Origin of the sequence: Bacteroides sp. An269, from assembly GCF_002159755.1 — a bacterium.
Taxonomy (GTDB): domain Bacteria; phylum Bacteroidota; class Bacteroidia; order Bacteroidales; family Bacteroidaceae; genus Phocaeicola; species Phocaeicola intestinalis.
Genome location: NZ_NFJG01000123.1, coordinates 1 through 12,636 on the forward strand (window position 1 = coordinate 1; position 12,636 = coordinate 12,636).

Sequence of the window (12,636 nt, forward strand, 5' to 3'; positions counted from 1 at the left end):
GCTCCTGTTCTTCGTCAGATAGCCCGCTATCTTCCTCATCACAGAAGCGAAAATGCCTCAAAAACTCATCCCAAATCATCGCACGATAAATTCAAAACAGCTTCTTAGGCTGTTATTACTTCGCTGCTTTTACAGTTACAGACAGAGTCTTAGTAACACCGAATACGTCAACCAATTCGAACTTGAGAGTTATAGGCTCAGTTGTACCGATATTATTAGGCAACTGAATCATGATGCCACCTGGAACAGCAGGCAAACCTTCTTTCTTATTCGCTTGTTTAGCTGGCAAGTTAACGACAACAACCTTATCTTCATAAGGACCTGATACTGCCCAACCATTGGTCTTAGTATAAAGATTTTCATAGAATCCTGCATAACCTTGAGTAATAGTTATTGAACCATCTGGACCAACATCTGCAGTTCCTGCTGTACCTACAATAATACTACCCTTAGCCTTATCAAAAATAGTCTTACCATTTTTATCTACTGCAGTGATATTTGCATTTGCAAGAACGAAATTACGTGCAAAACCTTCAGTATCTTCTTCAAAGCCTTGACGTTGGTTCATTTCATCTCGCGGATCAATATTACCATCAGCTGTAATACCATCAAATAGATAGAATGGATTACCTAATGCATCGGTCAAAGTGAAATCTGTATCTTTCAAGATAACTTCACGGGTTACATTATTAGAAATGTATTCAGATGCTTTAGTCTTAACTTCTTTTGCATCACCCAGTAAGCTTGCAAATACTAATGTAAAGTCTTTTACTTGCTCTTCTGTTGCTGGATATACTCCATAGAAATTATATTCAGCGAAGATTTCAATTTCGCTACTGTTAACATCACCCTTGTGAATATAGGTCTCCCATTCTTCAGCCTTACTTGAATAAGCAATTTCTGTTAACGGTGCATTCAATTTGTCATAAGTGTAATCCATAATTTTACCATCATAAATGTTATATTTAGGATTACCTTTCAGTACATAATATTCTGCATTAGGTATAAATTTGCTATATTCCTTTTCATATGCAGTAGTGAATGCTTCAAAGAGCGGAGCATACATATAATTACCAACTTTATCACCATACAGTCTCAATTCTGTATCGCTGGTCCAAATAGCCTTTTCACCGTTTTCACGAGTGATATCCAAAGTCGGTTGAGTAAATTCAAACGGCAATACGATAGATGCTACCGGAGTCTGGGTATCTTGATCGTTTACAGTCAAAGTCAACTGGTATGCGTTGTTCAAGCTGAAATTGTATGGATATCCATAAGATACACAGAACTGGAAAGTAATGGTATTGTTCTTTGTGTCAACAGAATAACGGACATTGTGACCCATATCGTCATTGTCATTATCTTGGTTATTGTCACCTTCACCACCAATAACGGTCAGTTTCACGGAGTTGTTTGCAATTGCACTATTCCATACTGCTTTTTCTACATCACTCATTCCGTTAAGCAATTCAGTCAAAGAGTATGCTTCAGTATTCAATGCAAATACTTTTTCGCCGTTATTACTCCAAATCCAATTATCAATCCAAGTCAATTCTTTGTTGTCTTTTCCATCAATGTATTTTGCATCCATCGGAACATTCAGGCGTTCTAATGTTACAGTATGTTCTGTAGCCATTTCTTCGCGTATCAATGCAGTAAATATAGGCGCTTTATCACCCTCTACTACAGTTCCGTCCATCAAAATATAGTTGTAGACCAATTTAACAGAATTGTTTACACCTGTGTCTCTTGTATATCTGAAAGAGTGTCCATCGTTAACGATTTCTGCGCCATACAGCTGAACAGCTTTCAGATTGTCTGCAGATTGTTCAAAAGTCAACCAATAGTCGTAAACGGCATTGGCATCAACAGATGAAGTTGAATAAGTCGGAACATATTCCTTATTTACAGCACAGTTAGTCAGATTATTAGGATATACTTCCACTTTGCCTATTTTCTTCAAGCTTGCGCCCAAATCATAAGCTGTCTTGATGGTGGTGTTGCCCAACATTGCGGTCAACGACAAAGCGTGCTTAGCACCATCATTAGCCTTGAACAACAGGTAGTTCTTCGTTCTTGCGTCTTCAATATCTTCATAACGGGTAAAGTCATGCGGCAAAACCCATACGCCGTTTGCAGAAGTTGCTCTTGACAATACGCCTTCGTATGGAACTGCATCTTTAAATAAGATTACATTATGCCTCTGTTTTTTCTACATTTAAATTTTAGTGATATATTTTACTCGATAAATTGGATTTTGTCTGCTTCACGAGGCTTGGCGGTTGGAGCCTCATCGGGATAGCCGAAGCCGATGCAATATAACAGTTCGTAACCTTCACTGAAGTTTAGCTTTTTCAAGTATTCAGCCGCTTCAGGACTCTTCATAAAGCGGGCGGGACTTCCCAAACAACAACTTCCTATCCCCATAGACCAAGCTGAAATCATCATGTTTTCAGCCAACAAACCGCAGTCGAAAGGCGAACTTTCTGATTTTGTATCGTGCCCGATAAAGACTACCGTAGGTGCATTGCGGAACATATTGCGGAATGTAGAGTCTGACGCGGCTTTCGGATTGGCTTTCTTATATAATTCGGTTACGCCGTTAATATAATCGGGATTGTCTACGACACGGATTTCCCAAGGTTGGCGGTTCATGGCATTGGGGGCATTGATACCGCATTCGACAATAGTCTGCATCTTCTCACGCGCTACGGCTTCCGGCTTATACTGGCGGATGCTGCGGCGTGTCATGATGGTTTCCACTACTTGATTCTTTACACTGTCTTGGGTAACTTCGGCGGTTGCCTGTGTTTGTCCTCCTCCGCACGCCATCAGGGGCAGAAGCAGGGTTGCGATTAATACGTGTTTCATGAGTTTTTGAGTTTTTAAGTTTGTGAGTTTTGTTGGATTTTACCACAGAGGGCACAGAGTATCACACAGGAATGATTTTTTTAGAGAAAAACGCTGTGTCCTTTGTGGTAAAAATCCAATTGCGAATATACAAACAATATGATAAACTCAAAAACTCATAAACTTAAAAACTCACAAACTTATTCGTATCCCGGTGTTTGTGTCAATGCCGGATTATCTGTCATGGTGTCTGTATCGATGGGCCAAAGCAAATGGTCCGGGTTTTGCAAGGACGAATATTTCATGACGTATTCTTGTCCGAAACGGCGAAGGTCGTACCAGCGTTTTCCTTCGAACATAAACTCGCGCAAACGTTCACGCAAAAGCACTTCGTTGATTCCTTCGTTGTCTCCTGCCAGATGCGGATAACCCATTGACGCTTCCTCGTACGCTCCGGCATACGCCCGCTGACGAATCTGATTGATTTCTTCTGCAGGGTCACTGCCAAGTACCGCTTCCGCCTCTGCCTTCAGCAATAACACATCGGCATAACGGTAAATGGGGTAATCGTCGCAAAACTCCCGGTATGAAGCGCCGGCAGGTGTCATGCCCCGGAATTTATAAGCAAAACAACCGACGTATGCAACCGTTCCTGATTCGTCTTTGCTATAAACAGCCCGCAATGTTCCGCTCAAGCGTGTGTCTGTTTCATCAAACTGGCTGTACAGTTCTTCGCGGAGCGGATAATATACATTGCCGTTAAAGTTCAGGCTGATGGGCGAACCGTCGCTTTCGTAATAACTGCTCAACGTGGTCTGTTGCGGTACCATGCGGTTGCGCCATTCTCCGTTAAACAAATCCGCCTCGTTGTAAGCCGCATGCAGCGAGAAGATAATTTCGTTATTGCCCTTATTTTCGTAATCGAACACAGAGGCAAAATCGGGCAGCAAATCCAATTCTGTACGTGAGATATGCGTCTGCACATCGTTCAACGCCTCTAAAGCTGTCTGTGCATCAGCCGTTCCGCCATTCATTTGCCTGCTGGACCAAAGGTAAGCTTCCGCTTTTAAAGTCAGTGTTGCCGCCTTCGACCACAACGAACGCCCGGCACGGAACGAATAATCGTCTCCAAAAGCTGTTTCAGATGACGCAATATCGTCTTTGATATACTGCATTACGGTTGACGCATCCGTAGCCGGACGCTCCAAGTTGCCTACTTCAAAACCTAAACTGGGGTCGGCATTCCATACCACATTGCCCCACGAGCGCAATAAATGGAAATAATAGAAGGCACGCAGCCCATACGCTTCGCCCAAGTAATAATTGCGGTCGGCTTCACTTAATAAGTCTGTGGTTTCAGCCCGTGAGAGAAACAGGTTGATTTGATTGATATTGTAATACAGTCCGCCGTAATTCTCAATGCCCGGACGTTCTTCGGTCAGTGTATTGGAAGTGATTTCTTCTACCTGATTGCTTTCGCCCGTCCAGCCGATGCCTGTATTGTAAATGTCCGAACGCAATTCGCCCAACATAAACAGATTTTGCGCATCGGCATCACGCAAGCGGCTGTGTATGCCATACATGAAGGAAGTGAAATGCCCTTCGTTCTTCCACATATTTTCATCGGTAATTTCGCTGATTGGGGTCATATCCAGGCAACTGCTAAATGAGCATGCCGCTATCACGCCCAAAACTGACATCAGTATTGTTTTCTTCATAATCATCATACGTTTTTTAAAGTTAGAATGAAATAGACGCACCGACCAATACGGTACGCGGAGTCGGATAACGTCCGGTATCGACTCCCGGATAAACCAACGGAGCTTCGGGAGACGTGCCGCTATATCCCGTAATGTAAAACAGATTCTGCCCTGTAATATACAATGAAACATCGGTGCTATGAATCTTGGAAACCCATTTCTCAGGCAGCTTCCAACTCAATGTCAATTCACGCAAAGCCAAATAGTCGCCCTTTTCATAGAAACGGGAACTACGGTTGTCTACGCTCGTAATGTCACTTCCTGCCGTATCGCGGTAAAGGTTCTTCTTATTGGTGGAATCATCGTAGTATGACTTAGGCAGGTCTGTATCCGGATTTTCGCTTGTCCAGCAATCCAGCCCGTCGGCAATGATGTTCTTGAATCCGACCGACTGCCCGATAGAACGCATCGCCACCATGTTCAAGATGGTATGCCCGACTGCAAAGTCGAACCGCCCGTAAAGCGAGACATTTTTATACGAAAGGGTAGTGCTGAAGCCGCCGGTCCATTTCGGATAGATGTTTCCGACCTTTACGCGGTCCAGCTGGTCAATGACATTATCGCCGTTCAAGTCTGCCCAAAGCACATCGCCGGCTTCAATCGGCTTGGTCAGTCCGTAACGTTGGCGGTCTGCCTCGCTGACATTCGGCCCGTACAGTCCTGCAATCATATCCATACGGTTTCCTGCCAATTGCGCCACTTCGCTTTCGTCTCTCAAGATTTTTACCTGCTGATATGCATAAATATCGCCCAACGTATGACCTTCCTGGTATCCTCCTACCCAAATGACCTGTTGAGATGCCGGGTCCCAAACTTGAGATCCGCCCTGACGGTTGTTCTCATTGCCATTATCGGGCAATTTCACAATCTTATTGAACACATACGAAGCGTTAAAAGAGAAATTCCAGTTGAATCCTTTCGGATTGGAAATCAGGTTTAGGTTGCCTTCCACCTCGAACCCGCTGTTACGCAACGTTCCCAAATTGGTCTTAAACGAATCGAATCCTGTGTACCCGGGCAGGTTTACATCGGTCAATAAGTCGGAAGTCGTACGGTTATAATAATCCAGAATCAGATTGAAACGGTTGTTCAGAAAGCCAAGGTCTAAACCTGCTTCGAAAGATTTGCTCTTTTCCCAGCGCAGTTGCGAATTGATAACTGCCGTATTCAGAATGCCGTTCACTCCGTTATACGGATGTGTGCCGCTGGCTTGCCCGTACAGCCCATATACGTCGTAATTGTTGATGCCGTTCACATTGCCGTTGATGCCGTACGAAATACGAGGCTTTAACGTAGAGACCACATTGGCAAGCGGGCTGTTGTGAAAGAAAGCTTCTTCGTGGATATTCCAACCGGCAGACACCCCCGGGAAGAATCCCCAGCGGTTGTCGGACAAACGGGAAATGCCATCGTAGCGGGCTACAGCCGTAAACAAATACCGGCGTTTGTAATCGTAAGTCACCCGTCCGAAGAACGAAGCGATGCGGTATCCTTCACGGTATGAATACGCAGTCATATTTTCGTTTCCCGATGCGTTCAGGGTGGGAATATCATCGAAAGGTGCTCCCTGGCCGGTTCCGCTGTATTCGGTATACTGATTCTCAAAATATTCCCCTCCCAGCATTGCCGAGAAATTGTGGTCTTCTTTAAACGTATCGGTATATTCCAGCTGCACGCTATGCTGCTGCTGGATGGTGCGCTGATAATCAAACGAAGCCTTCCGTTCTGTATTCACGTTCCAATAGTCACGGTATTCCTTATCGAACAATTCCCTTGTATAGTCTTCATAATAAACCGAACTGTTTTCGCGCAAGAACAGCTTGTCTTTTATCAGTTCCAAATCGGCGCCGATATTCAGCGTTGTCTTACGTGTATTGTTCTTATTCGTCAGTTTGTCCAGCCAATAGAGCGGATTGCCGTCACGCTTGCCGTAGCCATAATTAGGCGACCCGTCGTCGAAGAAAGGTTTCCAGGTAGGTTCCATACTCTGCATACGCTCGAAAAGGTCTGCCATGTCATCGTAATACAATTCCGGAGCAGTAGAGGTGGAAAAACTTACTCCTCCTTTGATATTCAAAATGGGCAATACCTTATAATTCCCGTTCAACGTACCGCTGAACCGGCGGTATTCCGTGCCTTTTACCGTTCCGTCTTCGGAATAATACCCTAACGATGCGGCGAACGTGCCTTTTTCGCTTCCTCCGTTAAAGCTCAAGTAGTGGTCTTGTGTAAAAGCAGGGTCTTTGTACACCTCGTCACGCAGGGTAGTCCCGTAATCCTTGAATACGATTTGCCTGCCTGTTACCGGATCGGTCATTTGTTTCCAACCTTCTTGCAACAAGTTCTCGTTCCCGTCCAAATAGCGGATTGCATACTGGTCAGGGTTATTGGCGCCGTATACGGCACCGTATCCTCTTGTATTGTCGATATCCGTAATGCTTCCGCCCGAGTACATGCGCCCCAATCGTCCGAAACGGATGTAATTCTCGGCATCCATGTATTCGTAACCTTTACGGGCAAAGTTCATGCCTCCTTTAAATTTATAAGAGACTTGGGTATGTCCGGCTTTCCCTTTCTTCGTCTGTACCAGAATCACGCCATTATTGGCACGGGCTCCATAAATCGCTGTAGAAGCGGCGTCCTTCAATACCTGAATCGATTCGATGTCGGAAGGGTTGATATCGTCCATGGAACGGACTACGCCATCGACTACAACCAAGGGGGAACCTGCGCTTTCTATTCCTGCCCCGCCACGCAATACGATGGTAGGCGCGCTTCCCGGCGCTCCGGAAGTATTCGTTACACGCAAGCCGCTGACAGTACCCTGCAAGGCTTGTGCCGCATTAGAAAGAGCTGCGTTCTGCAAGACTTTCTGGTCCATTTTCGAAATAGCCGTAGTCATCGTGGAACGCTTCTGCTTTACGCCATAGCCTACTACAACCACTTCGTCCAAGAGTTCGGAATCTTCGTGAAGAATGATTTTCAATTGCTTTTCATTCACCGCCCGTACGCGCTGTGTCTCAAAACCGATATAGCTGATTACCAACGCCTTGCCTTTCTCTACTTGCAAGGTAAATTCGCCATCCAAATTGGTAATGGTTCCGTTTTCGGTTCCTTCTTCCAGTACAGTAGCTCCGATAACAGCTTGGCTGGATTCGTCTAAAACCACTCCATTTACAGTCAGACTCTGCGCCATAAGCTGCACGGTGCACCACCCGTATAAAATCAGAAAAATGCTTCTTTTCATAAATTATATATTAAATAATTGTTATTCATGAACTGTTTTTCACCCAACCCCTTGGATGTACACATAAGAAGCATGCCTCTAAAAACCCGGTGCAAAATTATATTTTTTCAGCATTCCGTGTAATTATCGGCTTATTTTTTTCATATTATTTAAACGATGGGAACAAAAACAGCCGTTGTGGTAATCTCGGATAAGAATACTCACAACGGCGTTAAAAATCAATTGCTTATACCTTTTTAACCATCTTCTCGATGAAATAAGCATGTACTGTAGTATCGTCCGTCAGTTCGGGATGGAACGAGCAGACCAACATGTTCTTTTCACATGCTGCTACGATGTGCCCGTCTACCGTTGACAAGATTTCCACCTGCGCGCCTGCCTTATTTATATAAGGAGCACGGATGAAAGTCATGGGTATTTCTTGTCCGGCAAACAGGTCATGAGTGAAGAAACTGCCCAACTGGCGGCCGTATGCATTGCGTTTCACGCAGATGTCCATCACTTGCAAGTAGCGCTTCGGGTCGTTTTCTATTTCATTTGCCAATAGAATCATACCTGCACATGTACCGAATACGGGCAATCCTTCTTTCACCTTCTCCCTAAGCGGAGACATCATATCCAGGCTATTCAAAAGCTTGCCGATAGCCGTACTCTCTCCGCCTGGTATAATCAGCCCGTCCATGGGGCAGGACAAATCGGATAATTGGCGGATTTGAAAATGTGCTACGCCCAAGCGGTCCAACATCTGTTCGTGCTCAAGGAAAGCTCCTTGCAGCGCCAAAACACCTATTTTCAGCATATCCTTTCCCGGTTATTTTCCTCTTTCTGCCATCAACAGGGTGATTTCATCTTCGTTAATGCCTACCATGGCTTCGCCCAAATCGGTAGAAACCTCTGCCAATAACTTAGCGTCGTTATAGTTGGTCACGGCATTGACAATGGCACGCGCCCGCTTTTCGGGATTGCCAGACTTGAAGATACCGGAACCGACAAACACACCTTCAGCCCCCAGTTGCATCATCAAGGCGGCATCGGCAGGAGTGGCTACACCTCCGGCAGCGAAATTCACTACGGGAAGCTTTCCGTTTTCGTGTACATACCGCAACAAGTCCAACGGCACTTCCAGCTCTTTGGCCTCATTGTACAGTTCGTCTTCGGCAAGTGCCTGTACGCGGCGGATGTCGCGCATCATGCTGCGCATGTGAGTCACTGCCTGAATCACATCGCCGGTGCCCGGTTCTCCTTTGGTACGAATCATCGAAGCACCTTCTGCGATACGGCGCAATGCCTCGCTCAGGTTTTTAGCTCCACAAACGAACGGTACCTTAAATTGGGTCTTGTCTATATGGAACACACCGTCTGCCGGTGACAATACTTCACTCTCGTCGATGTAGTCGATTTCCAACGCTTCCAATATCTGTGCTTCCACAAAATGTCCGATACGCACTTTCGCCATCACAGGAATACTGACAGCTTCCTGTATGCCACGTATCATCTTCGGGTCGCTCATACGGGCAACTCCGCCCGCTGCACGGATATCAGCCGGAATGCGTTCCAATGCCATAACCGCTACTGCACCTGCCTGTTCGGCAATCTTTGCTTGTTCCGGAGTCGTTACATCCATGATAACGCCTCCTTTCAACATTTGAGCCAAATTCTTATTCAGCTCGTACCTTTCATTCTTCATCTTCTACTAAAGTTCTTAAGTTTGTAAAACAAGGCAAATATAACAAATAAAGCAACATGGTAATTTTAAGAGCCTATTTAAATTTTCCAATAAAGCCATGTTGTACTGTAAAACGGTATCAAAATGTGCATTTTGATGAACATAAGTGAGTGGACCGTTTCACATAAGTAACCCGGGCGTTTCACATAAGTGAGTCAGCCTTCTCACTTATGTTCGTTTGAGGGAGCTTTTGGCTTGAACAGCATTTAAACAGGCATTAAAAAAGCGGTCCTCTACGAAAGAGGACCGCTTTGCCATATAGGTTGAGATTGAAATTACAATTTCGGACCAGCAGCAACCAAAGCCTTACCAGCTTCGTTACCTGTAAACTTAGCGAAGTTCTTGATGAAACGTCCAGCCAAGTCTTCAGCTTTCTTAGTCCATTCAGCAGCATCAGCGTAAGTGTCACGCGGATCCAAGATTTTCGGATCAACACCCGGCAATTCTGTCGGAACAACGAAATCGAAGTAAGGAATAGTCTTAGTAGGAGCTTTTTCGATAGAACCATCCAGGATAGCGTCGATGATACCACGAGTATCACGGATAGAAATACGTTTGCCAGTTCCGTTCCAACCAGTGTTAACCAAGTAAGCCTTAGCACCAGTCATCTTCATCTTCTTAACCAATTCTTCTGCATATTTAGTCGGGTGCAATGACAAGAAAGCAGCACCGAAGCAAGCAGAGAATGTCGGAGTCGGTTCAGTGATACCACGTTCTGTACCAGCCAACTTAGCAGTAAATCCTGACAGGAAGTAGTACTGAGCCTGTTCTTCGTTCAAGATAGATACTGGAGGCAATACACCGAAGGCATCAGCAGACAAGAAGATAACTTGTTTTGCGTGAGGACCTTTAGAAACCGGTTTAACGATGTTGTTGATGTGGTAGATAGGATAAGAAACACGAGTGTTTTCAGTTACGCTCTTGTCAGCGAAGTCAATCTTGCCGTTAGCATCTACAGTTACGTTTTCCAGCAAAGCGTCACGTTTGATGGCGTTGTAGATATCCGGTTCAGATTCCTTATCCAAGTTGATAACCTTAGCGTAGCAACCACCTTCGTAGTTGAATACACCTTCGTTATCCCATCCGTGTTCGTCATCACCGATCAACAGACGTTTCGGGTCAGTAGACAAAGTTGTCTTACCTGTACCAGACAGACCGAAGAAGATAGCTGAGCTCTTGCCTTCTTTGTCTGTGTTAGCAGAACAGTGCATAGAAGCGATACCACGCAACGGGTTGAAGTAGTTCATCATAGAGAACATACCTTTCTTCATTTCACCACCATACCAAGTATTCAGGATAACTTGTTCCTTAGTAGTCAAGTTGAAGACAACGGCAGTTTCAGAGTTCAAGCCCAGTTCTTTGTAGTTTTCAACTTTAGCCTTAGAAGCGTTGTAAACAACGAAGTCAGGTTCGAATGATTCCAGTTCTTCTTTAGAAGGACGGATGAACATGTTAGTTACGAAGTGAGCCTGCCATGCAACTTCCATGATAAAACGAACTTTCAAACGAGTAGCTTCGTTAGCACCGCAATAACCATCTACTACATACAGTTTCTTGTTTGACAATTCTTTTGCAGCCAAAGCTTTCAAAGCATTCCAAGTTTCTGTAGTAACAGGTTTGTTATCGTTTTTGTATTCTTCAGAAGTCCACCATACAGTGTTTTCACTTGTAGCGTCTTTTACCAAGAATTTATCTTTAGGAGAACGACCAGTGTAGATACCAGTCATTACGTTTACTGCACCCAGTTCAGTTACCTGACCTTTTTCGAAGCCTTCCAAACCAGCTTTTGTTTCTTCTGCAAACAATACATCGTAAGAAGGATTGTGTACGATTTCTACGGTTCCAGTGATACCGTACTTAGTAAGATCTAAATTTGCCATTGTTCAAATGATTAATTGGTTATTATATCAAATGTTTAGTTATTGCTTGATGTTCTCTTTAGTTAGCTTCAAAAAAGATGTTCTTCAACACATCTCCCTTGTTTTTCGCGCTACAAAAATAGTGGTTTCTTTTGAATCCGAAGCAGATATTATTGAAAAAAATCCGTAATTAGCAAAGTTTTATACTTGTGTAACAAATATGCTACACGGAGTTTGCAATTGCCTTGTTTCAAAAAAGATACCCCTCACCCTCTTTACCACGAAACCTTCGGGGCATAGCATGACATTTTTACACAAATGTTCTTTTTTCTTCGTACCTTTGTGAAAAATTATCAAGCGAACATCATGAAGATTATTGATTTTAGTACCAGCAACACACTGTTAAACCAATTCCTTGCCGAGATGCGCGATGTCAACATCCAGCAAGACAGTTTGCGATTCCGGCGGAATATCGAACGTATCGGGGAAATCATGGCATACGAAATCAGCCGTGACCTGCCTTATGAAGAGAAGGTGATACGCACGCCGCTTGCCGAAGCAGTGGAAAACATACCGGCTGTCCGTCCGGTTATTGCGACCATTCTGCGTGCAGGGCTTCCGCTCCACCGAGGATTCATCAATTATTTCGACCATGCCGAGAATGCTTTCGTATCGGCTTACCGCAAATACATCGATGAAGATCATTTCGACATTCATATCGAATACATCGCTTCTCCAAAACTGGATGGAAAAACATTGATTCTTACCGATACGATGCTTGCTACGGGTGCTTCTATGGAATATGCATATGAAGCCTTGCTGACCAAGGGAACGCCTGCGCACGTACATATTGCTTCGGTAATAGCCAGCCGACAGGCTGTAGAACATATCCAGAAAGTTTTTCCTCAAGAAAAGACTACCTTGTGGTGTGCTACTATCGATCCGGAACTGAATGCTCACTCGTATATTGTTCCGGGGCTGGGCGATGCAGGCGACTTGTGTTATGGCGAAAAAGAATGACTTCTGAATTGTGCGTGCAGGCGTGCGGAGAAACACGTCTGCACACATTCTCAGTCTGGGATATAAGAAGCTGTTTTGAATTTATCGTGCGATGATTTGGGATGAGTTTTTGAGGCATTTTCGCTTTTGTGATGAGGAAGATAGCGGGCTATCTGACGAAGAACAGGAGCGAAA

Annotated in this window: 8 protein-coding genes; 1 reads left to right on the forward strand and 7 read right to left on the reverse strand. The window is 44.5% G+C overall.

Annotated features, from left to right (window positions below; genetic code table 11):
• Positions 1-115: 115 nt before the first annotated feature.
• The 7 genes from B5F71_RS16560 to pckA all read right to left on the reverse strand — a co-directional run bounded on the left by B5F71_RS16560 (position 116) and on the right by pckA (position 11,463).
• Positions 116-2,155: a hypothetical protein gene (locus tag B5F71_RS16560; protein ID WP_143269927.1), complete on the reverse strand. Its 2,040-nt coding sequence runs from the start codon at positions 2,153-2,155 to the stop codon at positions 116-118.
• An 83-nt stretch (positions 2,156-2,238) separates the two neighbouring features.
• A complete protein-coding gene (locus B5F71_RS16565) occupies positions 2,239-2,832 on the reverse strand; it encodes a nitroreductase (RefSeq protein ID WP_241148634.1) in 594 nt (197 codons plus the stop codon).
• A 218-nt stretch (positions 2,833-3,050) separates the two neighbouring features.
• Entirely contained in the window at positions 3,051-4,568 is a 1,518-nt protein-coding gene (nanU, locus tag B5F71_RS16570; RefSeq protein WP_164488593.1) for a SusD family outer membrane lipoprotein NanU, read from the reverse strand.
• A 22-nt stretch (positions 4,569-4,590) separates the two neighbouring features.
• Positions 4,591-7,857, reverse strand: a complete 3,267-nt coding sequence (locus tag B5F71_RS16575; RefSeq protein ID WP_087212499.1) for a TonB-dependent receptor — start codon at positions 7,855-7,857, stop codon at positions 4,591-4,593.
• Between the two features lie 226 nt (positions 7,858-8,083).
• Positions 8,084-8,653 carry a pyridoxal 5'-phosphate synthase glutaminase subunit PdxT gene (gene pdxT, locus B5F71_RS16580; protein WP_087212509.1) on the reverse strand — a complete coding sequence of 190 codons (570 nt, stop codon included), beginning with the start codon at positions 8,651-8,653 and terminating at the stop codon, positions 8,084-8,086.
• A 15-nt stretch (positions 8,654-8,668) separates the two neighbouring features.
• Positions 8,669-9,544, reverse strand: a complete 876-nt coding sequence (gene pdxS, locus B5F71_RS16585) for a pyridoxal 5'-phosphate synthase lyase subunit PdxS (protein WP_087212502.1) — start codon at positions 9,542-9,544, stop codon at positions 8,669-8,671.
• 314 nt (positions 9,545-9,858) lie between these two features.
• A complete protein-coding gene (gene pckA, locus B5F71_RS16590; protein WP_087212505.1) occupies positions 9,859-11,463 on the reverse strand; it encodes a phosphoenolpyruvate carboxykinase (ATP) in 1,605 nt (534 codons plus the stop codon).
• A 345-nt stretch (positions 11,464-11,808) separates the two neighbouring features.
• Between pckA and upp the strand changes: the two genes are divergently transcribed.
• Positions 11,809-12,462 (forward strand): uracil phosphoribosyltransferase, encoded by a 654-nt coding sequence (gene upp / locus B5F71_RS16595; RefSeq protein ID WP_087212513.1) that lies wholly within the window; start codon positions 11,809-11,811, stop codon positions 12,460-12,462.
• The last annotated feature ends 174 nt before the right edge of the window (positions 12,463-12,636 follow it).

Coding starts and splice junctions, on each gene's coding strand:
- nanU (WP_164488593.1), bottom strand. CDS start 4,568: ATGAAGAAAACAATACTGATGTCAGTTTTGGGCGTGATAGCGGCATGC.
- B5F71_RS16565 (WP_241148634.1), bottom strand. CDS start 2,832: ATGGCGTGCGGAGGAGGACAAACACAGGCAACCGCCGAAGTTACCCAA.
- upp (WP_087212513.1), top strand. CDS start 11,809: ATGAAGATTATTGATTTTAGTACCAGCAACACACTGTTAAACCAATTC.
- pdxS (WP_087212502.1), bottom strand. CDS start 9,544: ATGAAGAATGAAAGGTACGAGCTGAATAAGAATTTGGCTCAAATGTTG.
- B5F71_RS16575 (WP_087212499.1), bottom strand. CDS start 7,857: ATGAAAAGAAGCATTTTTCTGATTTTATACGGGTGGTGCACCGTGCAG.
- pckA (WP_087212505.1), bottom strand. CDS start 11,463: ATGGCAAATTTAGATCTTACTAAGTACGGTATCACTGGAACCGTAGAA.